This window comes from Achromobacter sp. 1011811831 (genome assembly GCF_059760905.1).
Map to the genome: position 1 here is coordinate 1 of NZ_JCBANG010000068.1, position 16,999 is coordinate 16,999.

The window sequence follows — 16,999 nt, forward strand, 5'->3', positions numbered from 1 at the left end:
TCTACCGGCGGCGCGGCCCCGGGACGGAACCGCGCCGCCGGCCCCTCAGGCGGTCAGCACCAGCACCCGGCCCGGCGCCAGCGGATGCGGCACCACCTGGGCGGCGATGCCATAGGCCAGGTGCAGGCTGGCCGGCGTCAACACCTGCGACGGCGGTCCGGACGCGATGGCGCGTCCGCCGCAGAGCAGCAGCAGCCGGTCGCACCAGCGCGCGGCCAGGTTCATGTCGTGCAGGATCACCAGCACGCCCACGCGCTCGTCGCGCGCCAGGTCCGCCGCCACGCGCAGCAGCTCGCCCTGATGCCTGGGATCCAGGCTGGCGGTCGGCTCGTCCAGCAGCAGGTAGCGCGCCTCGCCCTCGGCGCGCGCCGCCAGGCACTGGGTCAGCACGCGCGCGAACTGCACGCGCTGCTGCTCGCCGCCCGACAGTTCGGGGTAGCGGCGCGCGCGCAGATGGGTGGCGTCGGCCAGCGCCAGCGTCCTGTCCACCAGCGCGTCCACGGCCAGGGGCGGCAGCTCGGGAAAGGGGTAGGCGCCCATGGCCACCACTTCGGCCACGCCCAGGTCGAAGCCCAGCCCCGGCTTCTGCGGCAACACCGCCCGCCGGCGCGCCAGCCGCGCGGGCGCCATGCCGGCAAGATCGTCGCCATCCAGGCGCAACGCGCCCTCGCCGGCGCGCAGTTCGGCGGCCAGCGCGCCCAGCAGCGTCGACTTGCCGGCGCCGTTGGCGCCCAGCAGGCCCACCACTTCGCCCGGCCCCAGCTCCAGCGACACGTGGTCCAGCACGCGCGCGCCGCCGCGCGACAGGATGAGGTTCTCAGCGGCCAGCGTCATCCGACCCTCCTGCCCCGCGCCAGCAGCCACAGGAAGAAGGGACCGCCGACCAGTCCCGTGACCAGCCCGATGGGCAATTCGGCCGGCGTCACCGCCACGCGCGAGGCCCAATCGGCCAGCACCAGGGCCAGGCCGCCGCCCGCCACGCTGGCCGGCAGCAGCCAGCGGTGGTTGGCGCCCAGCGTCATGCGCACCAGGTGCGGCACCACCAGCCCCACGAAGACGATGCTGCCGGTCACCGCGACCAGCGGGCCGATGATGAGCGCGCTGGCCAGCACCAGGCGCACGCGCAGCGGCTTGAGCGCGTAGCCCAGGTGCTGGGCCTCGCGCTCGCCCAGCAGCAGCGCGTTCATGGCGCGCCACTGCGTCATCATCCAGGCCGACAGCAGCGCCACCCAGGGGCCCAGGAAGGCCAGCAGCGTCCAGTTGGCGCGCGCCAGGCTGCCCATGTTCCAGAAGGTCAGGTCGCGCAGCTGGGCGTCGTTGGCCATGAAGGTCAGCAGCCCGATCAGGCTGAAGGCGACCGCCGTGATGGCCACGCCGGCCAGCAGCAAGCCCGCCACGCCCGGCACGCGCCGGCCCACCGCATAGGCGCACAGCGTGGCCAGCAGGCTGCCGACGAACGCCGCCGGCGCGGTGATCCAGAAGCCGCCGGCCGTCAGCACGATGGCGCCGACCGCGCCCAGCGCGCCGCCGGCGGTGATGCCGATCAGGCCCGGCTCGGCCAGCGGATTGCGGAACAGCGCCTGCATGGCGGCGCCGGACACGGCCAGCCCTGCCCCCGCCACCACGGCGAACAGCACGCGCGGCAGGCGGATGTCGATCAGCACATTGCGCCACAGCACCTGATCGGGCGCGGGCTCGCCCCAGAGCAGCGCAGGTAGCGCGCGCAGTGGAATGGACACGGCGCCGCTGGCGCTGGCGGCCAGCACGGCGGCCGCCAGCGCCAGGCAGATCAGTGCCACCGAGCGCGGCGCGCTAGCGCGCCATGACATTCGCCACCTCTTGCTTGAGTTGCGTCAGCGCCTGCGGCAGGCGCGGTCCCAACCCCAGCAGCAGCAGGTCGTCCATGACCACCACGCGCCGCTTCGCCGCCGCCTCGGTCGAGGCCAGGCCGGGCAGGCCCAGGAGCGCGTCCAGCCCGCCGCTGGCCTCGACCGACATGCTGGTCACGATCAGCACGTCGGGCGCCAGCGCGCCCACGGCCTCGGCCGACAGCGGCTTGTAGCCCTGCTGGCCCTGCATCACGTTGACCAGGCCGGCCAGCTCCATGAGCTGGTTGGCCGCGGTGTCGCGCCCCGCCGCCTGCGGCGCGCCGCCACGATTGATCAGCAGCATGGCGCGCGCGGGCCTGGCGGGCAGCGCCTCGGCGCGGGCCAGCTCGCGGCCCAGGTCCTCGATCATGCGCTCGCCGGCCGGCCGCGCGTCCAGCGCCTCGGCCACGGCGCGGATGCGCGCCTTGAGCGAATCGACCGAAGGCTGGTCGGACACCGTCACCACGCGCACGCCGACCTCGCCCAGGCGCTTGAGCGCGTCCGGCGGACCGGCCTGCTCCGAGGCCAGCACCAGGTCCGGCTTGAGCGACAGCACCCCTTCGACCGGCACGGCGCGGTAGTAGCCCACGCTGGGCAGCCGGCGGGCTTCGGGCGGATACAGGCTGGATTGGTCGTCGCCGACCAGCCGCGCGCCCTGGCCCAGCCCGTACACGATCTCGGTGACGCTGCCGCCCAGCGTGACCACGCGCTCGGGCGCGGCCTGGGCCACGCACAACCCGGCCAGCCAGGCTGCCGCGACGGCGGACAGGCGTGCAAGCAACAGGCGCGGCGAACGGACGCGGGCGAACCTCCCGGACATGGGGCGAGGCATCGGAGTCTTGCGCATCATGGGCATGTCCTCATACGGCCAGCGGCACGGCGCACAGGCCGCTCATCAGCTCGCGCCAGCCGGGCAGCTCGGGCTTGCCGGGCTTGCGCTCGCCGAAGAACTGGGCGATCAGGTCGCCGTTGGCGGCGTACAGCTCCAGCGACGTGACCCAGCCGTCGGAGGTCGGCTTGTTCACCACCCAGGACGAGGCGATGGCCGTGGTGTCCAGGTGCAGGTTGAACTTCGGATCCAGCACGTTGTACCAGGGCCCGGTGCGGCGCAGCTGCTGCACCGGGCCGGTGTGGATCTGGATCATGCCCCGGTTGCCCACGAAGCACATGATGGACAGGCCCGAGGCCGCCGCCGACTCCAGCACGCGCTCGACGGCGTCGGCCGGCACCTGCTGGGCCAGATCCTCGCCGGCGGCGGCCAGCGCCGCCAGCCGGGTGATCTTGAACTTGCGCAGCAGCGGGAAGAACTCGTGCGTGTCCGTCATGCCCAGCCAGGCGGCGCGCCACTGCTCGCCGTCGGCCACGCTGGCGGCGTCGGACGCGGGCGCGGCCGGCGTGCTTTCCGGCCACCGCGACGGGCCCGCGTGGCGCGCGACCAGCGCGTCGTAGGCGGCGACATCGGTGGCCTCGGTGCGATACACCTTGTGCACGGCCACGCCCTCGCCGTCGAAGAACTGCAGGCTGTGCCGCCCGTCCTGTTCCACGGCCCAGGCCGAGCGCCAACAAGAGAAGAACACGCGCAGGTCGATGTCCGGTCCCAGCACCAGCCCGACCGGACCGTCGGCCTGGATGTCCAGGTAGCGGCCATGGCGTTCGTGCACGCACCAGTCGTTGCGCGTCAGCGCCATGACCTCGCCCAGCGCGCCCAGGTCGCGGAAGATGGCCTGGGGCTCGCCGTGCAGCGCGGTCGCCTTGACGCCGCCACAGCCGGCGGCGACCCACTGCGCCTCGGACACGCCCAGCGCCTGGGCCAGGTTGCGGGCGCGCAGCTTGGGCTGTTCGGCCGCCAGGGCCTCGTTGCGGGCGCGCAGTTCAGCGGCGCGGGTGTCGAAATCGATGTTGCTCATGTCTGGCCCTCCGGCCTGAAAGGGGGTGATGGAAAAGATGTCGGATCGTCGGCGGCGACAGCGCCGCCCCTGCCCTCCGCGCACCGTGAAACGATGCATCCTGCGAGCAGGGGCGGCGGCATGTCGGATCAATATTGGTACGTGAGCGATATCCGCAGGCTGCGGCCCGGCTCGGTGTACCAATCCACCGGGCGCGCTATTTGCATCGCGCCCGCGGTCGGCACGTTGATGGCCTCCCAGTATTTCTTGTCGAACAGGTTGTACACACCCGCCTGCAGCTGCAGGCCCTTGACCGCTTCCGGCCGCCAGTAACCCATCAGGTCCATCACGCCATAGCCCGGCGCCTGGAAATCGGCATAGGGCGTCTTGCCCGTGGCCTTGGGATACTCCACCTTATCGCGCTTGAGCGCGGCCGTCAGCATGGCGTCCACGCCCCAGGCGTCGCGGCCGTAGCCCAGGCCGACGATGGCCTTGAGCGGCGCGACCGAGTTCAGGTGCTGGCCAGTGCCTTCGTCCTTGCCCACGGCCCAGGCCAGCGAGCCCCAGGTGCGCCAGCCGGTCGCGAATTTCCAGTGCGCGCTGGCCTCGGCGCCGTAGATGCGCACGCGGGCGCGATTGACGGTGCCCGTGACGCCCAGCGGATACTGGCCCGCCCAGCCCGGCTGCCATTGCGGCGAGCTGGCGCCCAGCGGCACGCTGGTGTCGATGAAATTCTGGTAGCGGTTGTCGAAGAACGACAGCGCGCCGCCCAGGTCGTCGGAACCCAGCTTGGCGCCCAGTTCCCAGCCCTTGCTGGTCTCGGGCTTCAGGTAGGGATTGCCCACGCGCAGGTAGGTGCCGGCGCCGCCGTAGTTGGTGTAGAGCTGGGACGGGCTGGGCGCCTTGAAGCCATAGGCGTATTGCGCATACAGGCTGAGTTCGTCGGCCGCCTTCCAGCCGGCCAGCAGCTTGGGCGAGAAGCGGCCGGCGCTGTTGGCCGAAGGCAGCTTGCCGGCATTGGGATTGCTGGCGTAGCTGTCGGTGCTCTCGGGCTTCTGCTTGTAGTGGTCGTAGCGCAGCGCCGGCGTCAGCGTATAGCGGCCGTCGGCGAAGCCGAATTCGTCCTGCACCCACATGGCCCACTGGCTGCCCTTGGATTGCGGCACGTCGGCCTGGTTGGTGTGCAGCATGTCGCAGGCGCGCGGGCCGAACGGCGCGGGCGTGCCCGGACGAATCGCCGGGCAGTTGTCATAGCCGCTGGATTGCTGCTCGGTCTTGTTGCCGTACCATTCGCCGCCCACGGTCCACAGCTGCGTCACCGCGCCGCCCAGGCGCTTGGTCGCCTCGGCGTTCACGCCGTACATGGTCTGGCGGATGCTGTTGTCGCGGCCATAGGGGCCGCTGGGGAAGCCATAGCGGAACGGATCGCGGGGAATGATGAAGGCCCGCGGATCCACGCCACGCACCGCCGTCTGGCTGGTATCCAGCGACACGCGCTGCCAATAGAGCGCGGCCGTGACCGTATCGAGCAGGCCGCCGTCGGACGGCGCCTTGTAGCTGTAGTCAAGCGACACGCGCTGGCGCTCGGTTTCCTTGCGCACGCTGTTCTCGCCGTACAGGTAGGACGTGCCCGCGCCCTGTTCGAACATATTGTCGAAGTCCGCCGTGCGCTTGAAATACTCGCCGGTCACGCCGAAGCGATGGCCGCCGTCCACGCGCTGCTGCAGCTTGAGCAGGAAGCTGCGCTGGCTGTAGTCCTCGGGCGTGGGCTGGTTGCGGCGCGGGCCGTAGCCGCCCACGTCGCCGCGGTTGTCCACCGCGTGCCCGTTGCGCAGGCCGGCCTGCACCAGCCAGAAGGTGTTCTCGTGGATCTGGCCGGCCAGGGCCGCATTGGTGCCCCAGCTGCTGTCGGTGGTGTCGTAGTCGGTCTTGGCCAGCGCGCCGAAGCGCTTGCCGTCATCCAGCAAATCGGACGGATTGAGCGTGCGCAGGTCGGCGATGCCGGCGATCGCGCCCGAGCCGCCGCCGCTACCCGTGGCGTCCGCGCCACGCACGATGTCCAGGCGCGACAGGCTGTTGAAGTCCACCGATTCCAGGCCGCCCTTCACGCCGCGCGCGCCATCGTCCAGCCAGGGCAGGCGGATGCCGTCCACGCGGGTCAGCACGCGGTCCTGGTCCAGGCCGCGGATGTTGATGCTGTTGGTCAGGCGGTTGAAATTGACGCCCGGCTCGACGCGCTTGCCGAAGTCGCTCCAGTTGCGCACCTGCAGCTCGTCCAGGCGCTTGCGGTCGGTGCTGCTCTGCCAGGCGGGCGCCGGGCGGCTGCTCTCGCCCTCGATGCGCACGGGATCGAGGTTCGTCACGCCGGCCTGCTGCACCAGCACATAGACGCCGGCGCTGCGCTCGCGCACGGCCAGACCGGAACCGGCCAGCAGGCGGGCGAAGCCCTCGGACACAGAGTACGAGCCGTTCAGGCCGCCGCTGCTGCGCGATCCCAGCAAGGCGGCATCGAACAGCACCGTCACGCCCGCGGCGTCGGCGAAACGCGGCAGCGCCTCGGCCAGCGGCCCCGCCGGGATGCGGTAACTGGCCGTGCGGGCCTGAACCGATTGCGCCTGCGCGGCGCAAGGCGCCAGGATCGCCGGCGCGGCCGACAGGGCCAGCGCCGCGCGCAGGGCCAGGGATAGACGGGTCGGGCGGCGCGGCGCGCCGTCGGCGGCCTGCGGGCCGCCCGGGCGGCGGTAGAGGGGGTGGGTCATGATCGTCCTTTCGATCCAGCGGGTAGCGACTTGCGGGCATGCACAGGCATTCATCTGCCTCTACCCTCCATGACCCTCGAGCACGCCGAACCGGACAACATGGCTCTCACTTTTTTGTAACAGCGGCGATTCAGGCCGCCGCGATGCGCGGCCCGATCGTGACCCAGTAGGCCGTGCGGTAGCGCAGGCTCACCGGCAGCGTGGCCGGCAGCGCCGCCAGCACCGCGTCGGTGTCGTGCAACTGGAACGCGCCCGAAACGCGCAGATGCGCCACCGCCGGATCGCAGCGCAGCAGGCCGGGCCGGTAGCGTCCCAGCTCGGCGGCGAAGGCGTCGAGCCGCATTTCACGGGCGTGCAGCACGTTGCGCATCCAGTCGGCGGCATGGGGATCGGCGGGCGCGGCGTCAGATGGGCCCTGATCGTCCAGGCGCAGCTCCGCGCCCGCCGCCAGCGGCAGATACCGTCCCGCGCGCGCCGCCACCCGCAGCGCGCCCTCCTGCACGCTGACGCGGCAGAACCCGTCTTCCTGCCGCACGCAGAACCGGCCGGCGCGCGCCTCGATGTCGCCGTAGCGCGTGCGCACCACGAAGGGCCGCGCCTGCGCGCCCGACTCGTCGCGCACGTGCAGCGCGATCTCGCCAGCGCGCAGCCGCAGCAGCCGCGAAGCGGCGCTGAACGCCACGTCCACGGCGCTGGCCGTGTTCAGGTAAAGGCGGGATCCATCGCTGAGCGCCACTTCGCGCAGTTCGCCGGCGGCGCTGCGGTAGTCGGCGGTCCAGTCCAGCGGATCGGCGCGCCACGCGGCCCAGGCCAGCGGACCGGTCGCCGCGGCCAGCGCCAGGGTCTTGAGCACGGCGCGGCGGCGCGGCGACGCGGGCCGGTTCAGCGCCGCCATGCCCAGCGTGGCCGGCACCAGGCCGAAGCGCTGACTGACGCGCTGCGCGCGCTGCCAGGCGTGTTCGTGCTCGGCCTTGCTGGAGCGCCATTGCTCGCAGGCCAGCAGGTCCGACGGGCTGGCGCGGCCGGAGCCCAGCAGCATCATCCAGCGCGCCGCCTGCCGGGCGACGCTCCGTTCCACCTCGGGCAGCTCGCCCGTTCCGCCCGCCGGCGCGCTCATGCCACCGCCAGGATGCATTGCTCGTATCCGCGCGCGATGTAGCGGTGGACAGTGCGCGGCGACACATCCAGGCGCGCGGCGATCTCGCCCTGGCTCAGGCCTTCGAGCTGCGCCAGCAGGAAGGCCTCGCGCACCGGACCCGGCAGGCCTGACAGCATTTCGTCGATCTCGTGCAGCGCCTCCAGGATCAGCAGCCGCTGTTCCACCGACGGCGCCAGCGCCGGCGGCATGACCGCCAGCGCGTCCAGATAGGCCTGCTCCAGCGCGCGGCGGCGGTGATGGTTCAGCATCAGCCGCTTGGCGATGGCGGTCAGGTAGGCGCGCGGCTCGCGCAGCGCCTCGATTTCCTGCCGGTGCCGCAGCACCCGGATGAAGGTGTCCTGCGCCAGGTCGGCCGCGTCGAAGCTGTTGCCCAGCTTCGCGCGCAGCCAGTTGTGCAGCCAGCCATGGTGCTTGCTGTAGAGCGTGTGGACGGCGTCGCCGGTGAGGAGCGCGGAATTCGGCACGGCGGCTTCCCTGATATCGAGCTTTGAATAATCACAAATAGAAATCAATCTCATTCTAAGTGAAAACCCATGATCCAGGTCAAGACCTCCGCGTAATCCCCAGGGCGATATGATGAGATGCCGTCCCTACTTCCACTGTCCCAAGACCATGTCCTACGCCCTGCTCAAGCTCGCCCACCTCCTGGCCGTCATCCTCTGGGTCGGCGGCATGCTGTTCGCCCACTGTTTCCTGCGGCCGGCGGCCGCCAGACTGGAACCGCCGCAGCGCCTGACCCTGATGGCGGCGGTGCTGGGCCCGTTCCTGAACGCGGTGCTGGCGGCCATCGTGCTGATCCTGGCGACCGGCGCGGCGATGATCGGGCAGGAAGCGACGCAGGCCTCGCAAAGCGGCGGCGCCTTCTTCATGCCGCGCGCCTGGACGCTGATGGCGGCAGGCGGCATCGTCATGACGGCCATCTACGCCTACATCCGGCTGGTGCCCTTCAAGGGCCTGGCCGCCGCCGTGGCGGCCGCCGATTGGCCGGCGGGCGGGCGCAACATGGCCCTGATCCGCCGCTGGGTGGGCGTGAACCTGCTGCTGGGCCTGGCGGTCGTGGCGGCGGTTTTCCTGGCCTGACCCGGCGTCCGCGCCGGCACGGGGCGGGCGCCGCCTGGCGCAGGCCCCCCCGCCCGCAGCTATCAGAACATCGGCGGCACCTATCGGAATTCTTTGGTTCGGCGCAATACGGCGTACATCCCGCCTTCTCACACTGGACGCGACTCTCGCGGGTCCCCAATCACAACGAGAAGGAAATCCCATGTTCAAACGCATCCTGCCCCTGGCCACGCTCGGCCTGTCCGTCCTTTGCGGCCCGACCGCCCTCGCCGCCACGGCCGTCCAGGACAACAGCTCGCTGGAACAGCCCGGCTTTCGCGAACACAAGGCGACCTATGGCGTGGTCTACCGCCTGCCCCAGGAAGTCAACGCCGTGCTGGACAGCAAGATCAATGGCGCGCTCAAGGCAGACCTGCTCAAGCTGGGCCTGAAGACCGAGGCGGAAACGCCCAACATTCCGCACGTGACGGTGGTCCACATCCACAGCGCCGATCCGACCACGCCCGCTCGCATGCTGGTCGCGCTGCCCAAGCCGCCCGCGCCGATTCCGGTCACGCTCAAGACTTTCTATCCGACCGAAGCCGCCAAGGGCGCCGGCCATCCATGGTGGCTGGACCTGGGCGTGGTCAAGAGCGGCGCCGGCTTCGAGGAACTGATGCGCTACAACACCGTGGTCACGGCGGCGCTGGCGCCGCTGCGCGATGGCCCGCTGCCGCGCGTCACCGGTCCGGTGTACGCCAAAATGGCCGACGCCGGCCGCGATCTGGTCCGCAGCGTGGGCGTGAGCGGCGTGAACGTCGTGCGGGACGGCCAGGAAGTGCGCGCGCACAACCCGCACACCACGCTGGTCTACAGCATGGCCCTGTACGACGCGCGGCTGCAGGACGCCATGAAGCAGGAAGCCGACAAGTTCAACGCCATCCTGCCCGACGGCATCCAGACCACCTTCAAGGATGTCTCCATCGTCGAGATCGGTTTCGCCGGCAACGTGCTGCGCGAGATCTACCGCGTCAGCCTGGAAGACGGCTCGGCGATCGACGTGGCCACCGGCAAGCCGGTCAAGCGCTAGGGCGCAAGCAATGCGTAATACTGCCATTTCGTGGCAGTATTGCGTGATTCCCGCCCCACCGTCTGTCCATGTCCCGCGCCGAACGCCTGCTCGACCTGCTGCAAACCCTGCGCCGCCACCGCCTGCCGGTCAGCGGCCACCGCCTGGCGTCGGAACTGGGCATCAGCCTGCGCACGCTGTACCGCGACATCGCCACGCTGCAGGCCCAGGGCGCGGAGATCGACGGCGAGCCGGGCATGGGCTATGTGCTCAAGCCCGGCTTCATGCTGCCGCCGCTGATGTTCAGCACCGAGGAGATCGAGGCGCTGGTGCTGGGCACGCGCTGGGTCGCGCAGCGCTCGGACGCGCGCCTGGGCCTGGCCGCCAGCAACGCGCTGGCCAAGATCGGCGCCGTGCTGCCGCCTGAAGTGCGCGACGAGCTGGACGCGATTCCGCTGCTGATCGGCCCCAGCGCCGCCTGCGTGGTGGACCGGGTCGACCTGTCCCAGATCCGCCAGGCCATCCGCGCCGAGCAGAAAGTGGACATCACCTACCGCGACGACAAGGGCGCCGACTCGGCGCGCACCATCTGGCCCTTCGCGCTGGGATTCTTCGACAGCGTGCGCATCGTCATGGCCTGGTGCGAGCTGCGCCAGGATTTCCGCCACTTCCGCACCGACCGCATCGCCGCCCTGAGTCCCGGCCCGCGCTACCCGCGCCGGCGCCACGCGCTGCTCAAGGAATGGCGCGCGCTCAACCAGACCCGGGAACAGGCCAGGGCGGAGGATGCCTGCGTCCCAAAGACTGCTGCCAAAAACTGACAGCATGCGCTTCTAAGCTTGCGCTACCGACCTCTGGGTCCCACCCGCCGCCAGGAGCGCGCCATGTCCGACACGAACTTCCTCATCCTCTACGTCGAAAAACCCGAAGCCAGCGCGGCGTTCTACAGCGCGCTGCTGCAACGCCCGCCCGTCGAAAGCTCGCCCACCTTCGCGCTGTTCGCGCTGGATTCGGGTCTGATGCTGGGCCTGTGGTCGCGCTACACCGTGGAGCCGGCCGCCGCCGGCCGGGGCGGCGCCACCGAACTGGCCTTCAGCGTGCCGGACGCCCAGGCCCTGGCCGACCGCTACCGCGACTGGAGCCTGCGCGGCCTGCCCATCCTGCAGGCGCCGATCGACATGGACTTCGGCCGCACCTTCGTGGCGCTGGACCCGGACGGCCATCGTCTGCGCGTCTTCGCGCCCAAGGAAGAACCGGCGGCCGAGCCCGAAGCCATGGTCACGATCCCAGCATTCCAAGGAGCCTGAACCACAGGTAGTCCAGCGGCACCAGCAACACGAACGACAGCAGCGCGGTGACCAGGCTCAGCGCCAGGCCGCTGCGCGCCGGCACCTGGCCCATGCCCATCGCCACCACGATGGGCGAGGCCTGGTACGGCATGACCACCGTGGCGTAACCCGCCACCTGCGCCATCAACACCGCCATCAGCGAAAAACCCGAGGCCTGCGCCAGCGTCTCGGCCAGCGGCGTGTACAGCGCCGGCACGCCATTGGCGGTGACCACGAAGTTCAGCAGCGCCGACAAGCCCACCAACGAGAAGAAGCTGCGCATCGGCGCGTCCGGCGACAGCGGCAGCCAGGCCAGCAGCGCCTTGCCGATGATGCCCCCCAGCCCGCTGTCGGCCACCATCGCCGCCAGCCCCAGGATGCCCGCCACATAGATCGCGGTGCGGAAGTTCACTTCCTTGCCGAACTGGTCGCCGCTGACGAAGCCCACCTTGGGCAGCAGGCAGACGCAGGCCGACAGCAGCCCGATCCAGGCCGGCGACACGCCATGCACGCCGTCGGTCACCCAGCCCAGCAGCGTCAGCGCCAGCAGCCAGCCCAGCCGTTTCTCGGCGGCCGACAGCGGCGCGGCGGCGGCGACTTGCTCCGCGCGCCTGGGCGTGTCGCGGAACATCCAGGCGATGCAACAGGTCAGCAGCACGCCCTTCAGGATGCCCAGCACCGGCGCGTGCAGCCACAAATAAGGCAGATAGCCCAGCTGCAGCCCGTAGCTGCCCTCGATGCTGCCGGCCATGACCAGGTTGGGCACGTTGGCCGGCAGGATGGAGGTGGACAGCTGAAAGGTGCCGAAGCCCACCGCCAGCGCCAGCCCGATGCGGCCTCGGCTGCCCGGCGCCAGGCCGATGCGGTCGGCATAGGCCAGCACGATGGGCATCAGCAGCGCGATGCGTCCCATGTTCGACGGCATGACAAAGGCCAGCAGATAGGTCAGCGTCACCACGCCGGCCGTCACGGTCAGGTAGCCGCCGGCCAGGCGGCGCGACAGCAGGCCGGCCATGCGGTCGGCCAGGCCGGTGTATTTCAGCGCCAGCCCCAGCACATAGCCGCTGAGCACCAGCCAGAACGCGGCCGAGGCGAAACCCGAGAACACCACCTCGCGCGGCGCCGCCGCCAGCGCCATGGCGGCGCCGAAGAACAGCAGCGCCGTGAGGTATTCCGGCAGGCGCGAAAAAGCCCATAGCGCGATCGTGATCGCCGTCAAGGCGGCGGGTAGAATCGGAAACCCGGAGACTAAGGCATGCATGGAACCACCGTGGCGAAAACAGGAATCGGCGCAGTGTACGGACCCTGTACGACGCTGAAAATGCGCGATTGGCGCAGGCTGCCTATACGGCTGGCGTAGGCTGGCGCAACTGATACGCATGCGTTTCGACCTGACTGATCTGGCCCTCTTCCTGCATGTGGTGCAGGCCGGCAGCATCACGCACGGCGCCGCCCGCGCCAACCTGGCGCTGGCCGCCGCCAGCGCCCGCATCCGCAACCTGGAAGCCTCGCTCGGCGCGCCGCTGCTGGAACGCGGCCGCCACGGCGTCACCCCCACGCCCGCCGGCCAGAAGCTGGCCTCGCACGCCCGGCTGATGCTGGCGCAGGCCGAGCGCCTGCGCGACGACCTGTCCGGCTGCGCCGGCGAATTCGGCGGCTCGGTGCGCGTGCTGTCCAATACCAACGCGCTGACCGCCTTCCTGCCGGAAGCGCTGAGCGGCTTCCTGGCCGCGCATCCGCGCATCAACGTCGAGCTGCAGGAGATGCTGAGCGACGAGATCGTCGAAGCCATCGCCGACGGCTCGGCCGACATCGGCATCGTGGCGGGCACGGTCGACACCGGCGCGCTGGAAATCCATCCCTACCGCTGCGACCGCTTCGTGCTGATCGTGCCGCGCGGACATGCGCTGGCTGGCCGCGCCCAGGTCGCCTTCGGCGAGGTGCTGGACGAGGATTTCGTCGGCCTGGACCGCAGCAGCGCGCTGCAGCGCTTCCTGGCGCGCCAGGCCCTGGTGGCAGGCAAGCCCATCAAGCTGCGCGTGCAGCTGCGCAGCTTCGACGCCATGTGCCGGCTGGTGCAGGCCGGCGTGGGCGTGGGCATCGTGCCGGAAAGCACGGCGCGCAGCATGAGCCGGCTGCTGGACGTGGGCACGGTGACGCTGTCCGACGCCTGGGCCACGCGCCAGCTGCTGCTCTGCGTGCAGTCGCGCCAGGGCCTGAGCGCGCGCGCCTGCCGCCTGCTCGACCACCTGCTGGCGGACAGCGAGGGCGCGGCGGGCCAGGCCGCCGGATAGCCCCGGACGGGGCGGTTACGAGTACAGCTCCGTCATGAACTGCGAGGCCTTCAGGCCCGATCCCGTCAGCAGCACGACCGTGCGCTCGGTTGGCGCAATGGCGCCGCGCGCGGCCAGCATGTCGAGCGCGGCGGCGGCCGTCGCGCTGGTCGGTTCGGCGTAGAGCCCCATCGCGGCCAGCTTGCGCACGGCGGCCACGATCGCGTCCTCGGGCACCGCCACGGTCTGCCCGCCGCTGGCACGCACGGCCTGCAGCATTTCGCGCAGGCGCAAGGGCTGGCGGATGGCCGTGCCTTCGGCCACCGTGGGCAGCACCGGGCGCTCGACCAGGGTATCCGCGCCCGCCTGGAAGCTCGCGTCCACCGGCGAGCAGTGCAGCGGCTGGGCCACGAACAGGCGCGGCAGCCTGCGGATCTGGCCGGCCGCCAGCAGCTCGGCGAAGCCGATGGCGCAGCCCAGCACATTGCTGCCGGCGCCGGCCGGAATCACCACGTTGTCCGGCGCCTCGAAGCCGAAGTCCTCCCACATTTCGTAGGCGATGGACTTGGTGCCCTGCAGGAAGAAGGGCTGCCAGTTGTGGCTGGCGTAGTACAGCTCGCCCGACGCGCGGATGGCCGCGTCCTGCGAGGCTTCGCGCGGCCCGTCCACCAGCCGCACGTCGGCGCCGAAGGCGCGTATCTGCGCGATCTTGGCCGGCGAGGCATAGGCCGGCGCGAAGATGGTCACCGCCATGCCCGCCGCCGCGCCGAACGCCGCGATGGCCGCGCCGCCATTGCCCGAGCTGTCCTCGCCGACGGCGCCGATGCCGATCTGGCGCAGCCAGGACAGCATCACGGCCGCGCCGCGATCCTTGAAGCTGCAGGTCGGGTTGAACCACTCCAGCTTGAAATGCGGGCGCAGCGCGCCCCAGGCGCGCTCGGCCATGGGCGTGCAGCCCTCGCCCATGGAGACCGGCGCGTCGATGGCGCGCGGCAACGCGGCGCGATAGCGCCACAGCGAACGCGCGCGCGTGTCGATGTCGTCGCGCGAAATGCCGGCCAGCGGCGAGATCATCAGCGGCGTGCGCGCGTCGGAACACCAGCGCGGCTCGTCCAGCGCATGGCGGGCGCCGGTCTGGGGATCGTAGTAATGCGGTTCGGTCATGGCGTGCGGTGGTGAAAGTGTCGATGGGCGCAGTCTAGGCGCGCCGGACCGCCAAGCGTTGCAATATCATGTTGCGGTATTCGCAATCAGGGAGGCGCCATGGAACGTGGCCCGCTATGGGAACACCAGGTCTTTTGCGCCGTGGCCGAGCGCCAGAGCTTCGTGCTGGCGGCCCGCGCGCTGGGCGCCTCGCCCAGCGCCGTCACGCGCGCGGTGCAGGCGCTTGAGCGCCAGCTGGGCGCGCAGCTGCTGTCGCGCAGCAAGACCAGCGTGACGCTGACACCCCAGGGCGAGCGCTATGTCGAGTCGGCGCGCGACCTGCTGCGCCTGGAGGAAAGCACGCGCGAAGCCCTGCGCGAGACGCAGCGCGGCGCCCAGGGCCAGCTGCGCTTTTCCGCGCCCGACCTGCTTGGCGTGGCGCTGCTGCCGGCCGTGCTGCGGCGCTACGCCGAGGAGTACCCCGACGTGCGCATCGACATCAGCTATACCGACAGATGGGTCGACCCCATCGCCGAAGGACTGGACTTCGCCGTGCGCGGCGGCTTCCCCGCCTCCAGCGAGCTGCTGGGCGCGCGCCTGTGGCCCTATGAGCGACTGCTGTGCGCCAGCCCGGACTACGTGGCGCGCATGGGACTGCCGCGCGAGCCGGAAGACCTGGTGCGCCACCGCCTCATCATGCACACCGGCCCGCGCGTGCTGAAGGACTGGCACCTGCGCGGCGAGGGCCGCATCCAGCGGCTGCACGCGGAGCCGGCCCTGCGCGTCAGCACCGGCAGCAGCCTGATGGCGCTGGCGCTGGCCGGCACGGGCGTGGCGCGGCTGGCGGACTGGGCCGCGCTGCCGGAAATCGCGCGCGGCACGCTGGTGCGCGTGTGTCCGGCCTATACCGTGACCTCGGCCCAGGGCGTGTCGCCCCAGGTCCACGCGGTGTACGCATCGCGCTCGTTGCCGGCCCGCGCCCGCGCCATGCTGGTCGCGCTGCGCCAGGCCGGCGCCGGCCTCACGGGCGCTCCAATCCCGCCCGCAACGCCGCCTGCTCGCCGCGCTTCCTGAACAGCAGGTAGTACAGCGCCGACAGCGCCAGCAGGAAGGGCACGCCGAACACCAGCGTCATCTTGAAGACCGGTGTGAAATAGGTGGTGAGCAGGATCGCCAGCATGGCCAGCGCCCCCAGCAGCGTCAGCGCCGGAAAGCCCGGCATGCGGAACGACAGCCGCGCCCCGCCCTCGCGCGCCCAGCGGCGGCGGAAGAAATAGTGCGTGACGAAGATCATCATCCAGGTGAACAGCGCGCCGAACATGGAGATGGCCATCATCAGCGTGAACGAGGTCTCCGGATACAGCACGTTCAGCACGGTGGCGATGGCGATGCCGCTGGTCGACAGCAGCAGCGCGTTCAGCGGCGTGCCGCCGCGCGTGAGCCGGCCCAGCGCGGCCGGCGCATGGCCGGCGCGCGACAGGCTGAACATCATCCGCGTGGTGATGTAAAGCTGGCTGTTCATGGCCGACAGCGCCGCCACCAGCACGATGAAGTTGATCACGCCGGCCGCGTAGGGAATGTCCACGGCCTGCATCACCTTGACGAAGGGACTGCCGCCCTTGCCGGCCTGGTCCCAGGGCACGATGGCCAGGATCAGCGCCAGCGTCAGCAGGTAGAACACCACCAGGCGCACGATGGTGGCGCGGAACGCCTGCTTCACGGCCCGCTCAGGATCCTCGGCCTCGCCGGCCGCCACCGCGATCATCTCCACGCTCAGGTAGCTGAAGATCGAGATCACCACCGCGATCCACATGCCCCAGACGCCGTTGGGAAAGAAGCCGCCATGCGCGGTGTACTGCGCCACGCCGTGCTCCGGGCTGCCCCAGACCACATAGGCGCCCAGCACGATGAAGGCGACGATGGCGCTGACCTTGATGGTCGAGAACCAGTATTCCACCGTGCCGAAGGCCTTCACGCTCATGGCGTTGATGAAGATCAGCGCGGCCGAGAACACGCAGACCCACTGCCAGCCGGGCACCGAGGGAAACCAGAACTTCATGTACTCGGCCACCGCGGTGACCTCGGTGCCCACCGCCAGCACCACGCAGGACCAGTAGGCATAGCGCACCAGGAAGCCGGCCAGCGGGCCGATGTAGTGCTCGGCATAGGCGCCGAAGGAGCCGGAGGTGGAATGCGCCACCGTCATCTCGGCCAGGCAGCCCATCAGCAGCAGCGTGATCAGCCCGCCGATGGCGTAGCTGAGCAGCACGCTGGGGCCGGCGAAGCCGATGGCGAACTTGCTGCCCAGGAACAGGCCGGTGCCGATGGCCCCGCCGATGGCGATCATGCTCATCTGGCCGGAACTCAGGCGCCGCTTCAGGCCCTGCTCGCGTTCGGCGATGCGGCCGAATCCTTGCGGTTGCGACATGTCTTCCTCCTTGTGTTGTTATGCGGGCGCGGCCCCTCTGCGGGGGCC

At 70.7% G+C, this 16,999-nt stretch carries 16 protein-coding genes; 6 read left to right on the forward strand and 10 right to left on the reverse strand.

Features of this window, described 5'->3' with window-relative positions; all coding sequences use genetic code 11:
- Positions 1–45: 45 nt before the first annotated feature.
- From AC6LJ9_RS22025 to AC6LJ9_RS22055, 7 genes are all read right to left on the reverse strand, one after another.
- Positions 46–834 carry a heme ABC transporter ATP-binding protein gene (locus AC6LJ9_RS22025; RefSeq protein ID WP_498149190.1) on the reverse strand — a complete coding sequence of 263 codons (789 nt, stop codon included), beginning with the start codon at positions 832–834 and terminating at the stop codon, positions 46–48.
- Positions 831–1,829, reverse strand: coding sequence for a FecCD family ABC transporter permease (locus tag AC6LJ9_RS22030; protein WP_498149191.1), 999 nt, complete (start codon positions 1,827–1,829; stop codon positions 831–833). Before AC6LJ9_RS22030 ends, AC6LJ9_RS22025 begins: the two co-directional genes overlap by 4 nt.
- Positions 1,813–2,688: a heme/hemin ABC transporter substrate-binding protein gene (locus tag AC6LJ9_RS22035; protein ID WP_498149216.1), complete on the reverse strand. Its 876-nt coding sequence runs from the start codon at positions 2,686–2,688 to the stop codon at positions 1,813–1,815. The genes AC6LJ9_RS22030 and AC6LJ9_RS22035 overlap by 17 nt, the downstream gene beginning before the upstream one ends.
- A 40-nt stretch (positions 2,689–2,728) precedes the next feature.
- Positions 2,729–3,775 carry a hemin-degrading factor gene (locus AC6LJ9_RS22040; RefSeq protein ID WP_498149192.1) on the reverse strand — a complete coding sequence of 349 codons (1,047 nt, stop codon included), beginning with the start codon at positions 3,773–3,775 and terminating at the stop codon, positions 2,729–2,731.
- A 128-nt stretch (positions 3,776–3,903) separates the two neighbouring features.
- The gene (locus AC6LJ9_RS22045) at positions 3,904–6,513 is read right to left on the reverse strand and encodes a TonB-dependent receptor (RefSeq protein WP_498149193.1); all 2,610 of its coding nucleotides are present in this window, start codon (positions 6,511–6,513) and stop codon (positions 3,904–3,906) included.
- 130 nt (positions 6,514–6,643) lie between these two features.
- Positions 6,644–7,648, reverse strand: coding sequence for a FecR domain-containing protein (locus AC6LJ9_RS22050; protein WP_498149194.1), 1,005 nt, complete (start codon positions 7,646–7,648; stop codon positions 6,644–6,646).
- On the reverse strand, positions 7,627–8,136 hold the full coding sequence (locus tag AC6LJ9_RS22055; RefSeq protein ID WP_498149195.1) for a sigma-70 family RNA polymerase sigma factor: 510 nt from the start codon (positions 8,134–8,136) through the stop codon (positions 7,627–7,629). Before AC6LJ9_RS22055 ends, AC6LJ9_RS22050 begins: the two co-directional genes overlap by 22 nt.
- 148 nt (positions 8,137–8,284) lie before the next feature.
- Between AC6LJ9_RS22055 and AC6LJ9_RS22060 the strand changes: the two genes are divergently transcribed.
- From AC6LJ9_RS22060 to AC6LJ9_RS22075, 4 genes are all read left to right on the forward strand, one after another.
- Positions 8,285–8,752 carry a CopD family protein gene (locus AC6LJ9_RS22060; protein WP_498149217.1) on the forward strand — a complete coding sequence of 156 codons (468 nt, stop codon included), beginning with the start codon at positions 8,285–8,287 and terminating at the stop codon, positions 8,750–8,752.
- 181 nt (positions 8,753–8,933) lie between these two features.
- On the forward strand, positions 8,934–9,800 hold the full coding sequence (locus AC6LJ9_RS22065; protein ID WP_498149196.1) for a hypothetical protein: 867 nt from the start codon (positions 8,934–8,936) through the stop codon (positions 9,798–9,800).
- Between the two features lie 68 nt (positions 9,801–9,868).
- Positions 9,869–10,600, forward strand: coding sequence for a helix-turn-helix transcriptional regulator (locus AC6LJ9_RS22070; RefSeq protein ID WP_498149197.1), 732 nt, complete (start codon positions 9,869–9,871; stop codon positions 10,598–10,600).
- A 63-nt stretch (positions 10,601–10,663) separates the two neighbouring features.
- Entirely contained in the window at positions 10,664–11,086 is a 423-nt protein-coding gene (locus AC6LJ9_RS22075) for a VOC family protein (protein ID WP_498149198.1), read from the forward strand.
- Here the strand turns inward: AC6LJ9_RS22075 and AC6LJ9_RS22080 are convergent.
- On the reverse strand, positions 11,058–12,326 hold the full coding sequence (locus AC6LJ9_RS22080) for an SLC13 family permease (RefSeq protein ID WP_498149199.1): 1,269 nt from the start codon (positions 12,324–12,326) through the stop codon (positions 11,058–11,060). The genes AC6LJ9_RS22075 and AC6LJ9_RS22080 overlap by 29 nt on opposite strands.
- A 160-nt stretch (positions 12,327–12,486) precedes the next feature.
- On the opposite strand from AC6LJ9_RS22080, the gene AC6LJ9_RS22085 reads away from it, so the two are divergent.
- Entirely contained in the window at positions 12,487–13,401 is a 915-nt protein-coding gene (locus tag AC6LJ9_RS22085) for a LysR substrate-binding domain-containing protein (RefSeq protein ID WP_498149200.1), read from the forward strand.
- Between the two features lie 15 nt (positions 13,402–13,416).
- On the opposite strand, the gene AC6LJ9_RS22090 is transcribed toward AC6LJ9_RS22085, so the two are convergent.
- Entirely contained in the window at positions 13,417–14,544 is a 1,128-nt protein-coding gene (locus tag AC6LJ9_RS22090; protein ID WP_498149201.1) for a pyridoxal-phosphate dependent enzyme, read from the reverse strand.
- A gap of 99 nt (positions 14,545–14,643) precedes the next feature.
- On the opposite strand from AC6LJ9_RS22090, the gene AC6LJ9_RS22095 reads away from it, so the two are divergent.
- Positions 14,644–15,597, forward strand: a complete 954-nt coding sequence (locus AC6LJ9_RS22095) for a LysR family transcriptional regulator (RefSeq protein ID WP_498149202.1) — start codon at positions 14,644–14,646, stop codon at positions 15,595–15,597.
- Here the strand turns inward: AC6LJ9_RS22095 and AC6LJ9_RS22100 are convergent.
- Positions 15,545–16,951, reverse strand: coding sequence for an amino acid permease (locus AC6LJ9_RS22100; protein WP_498149203.1), 1,407 nt, complete (start codon positions 16,949–16,951; stop codon positions 15,545–15,547). The two genes, AC6LJ9_RS22095 and AC6LJ9_RS22100, sit on opposite strands and share 53 nt — an antisense overlap.
- Positions 16,952–16,999 lie beyond the last annotated feature (48 nt).

Excerpts from the sequence above, each read along its gene's own strand:
- AC6LJ9_RS22085 (WP_498149200.1), top strand. The coding sequence starts at position 12,487 with ATGCGTTTCGACCTGACTGATCTGGCCCTCTTCCTGCATGTGGTGCAG.
- AC6LJ9_RS22060 (WP_498149217.1), top strand. The coding sequence starts at position 8,285 with ATGTCCTACGCCCTGCTCAAGCTCGCCCACCTCCTGGCCGTCATCCTC.
- AC6LJ9_RS22090 (WP_498149201.1), bottom strand. The coding sequence starts at position 14,544 with ATGACCGAACCGCATTACTACGATCCCCAGACCGGCGCCCGCCATGCG.
- AC6LJ9_RS22075 (WP_498149198.1), top strand. The coding sequence starts at position 10,664 with ATGTCCGACACGAACTTCCTCATCCTCTACGTCGAAAAACCCGAAGCC.
- AC6LJ9_RS22025 (WP_498149190.1), bottom strand. The coding sequence starts at position 834 with ATGACGCTGGCCGCTGAGAACCTCATCCTGTCGCGCGGCGGCGCGCGC.
- AC6LJ9_RS22045 (WP_498149193.1), bottom strand. The coding sequence starts at position 6,513 with ATGACCCACCCCCTCTACCGCCGCCCGGGCGGCCCGCAGGCCGCCGAC.
- AC6LJ9_RS22040 (WP_498149192.1), bottom strand. The coding sequence starts at position 3,775 with ATGAGCAACATCGATTTCGACACCCGCGCCGCTGAACTGCGCGCCCGC.
- AC6LJ9_RS22095 (WP_498149202.1), top strand. The coding sequence starts at position 14,644 with ATGGAACGTGGCCCGCTATGGGAACACCAGGTCTTTTGCGCCGTGGCC.
- AC6LJ9_RS22070 (WP_498149197.1), top strand. The coding sequence starts at position 9,869 with ATGTCCCGCGCCGAACGCCTGCTCGACCTGCTGCAAACCCTGCGCCGC.
- AC6LJ9_RS22100 (WP_498149203.1), bottom strand. The coding sequence starts at position 16,951 with ATGTCGCAACCGCAAGGATTCGGCCGCATCGCCGAACGCGAGCAGGGC.
- AC6LJ9_RS22065 (WP_498149196.1), top strand. The coding sequence starts at position 8,934 with ATGTTCAAACGCATCCTGCCCCTGGCCACGCTCGGCCTGTCCGTCCTT.
- AC6LJ9_RS22030 (WP_498149191.1), bottom strand. The coding sequence starts at position 1,829 with ATGTCATGGCGCGCTAGCGCGCCGCGCTCGGTGGCACTGATCTGCCTG.
- AC6LJ9_RS22050 (WP_498149194.1), bottom strand. The coding sequence starts at position 7,648 with ATGCATCCTGGCGGTGGCATGAGCGCGCCGGCGGGCGGAACGGGCGAG.
- AC6LJ9_RS22035 (WP_498149216.1), bottom strand. The coding sequence starts at position 2,688 with ATGTCCGGGAGGTTCGCCCGCGTCCGTTCGCCGCGCCTGTTGCTTGCA.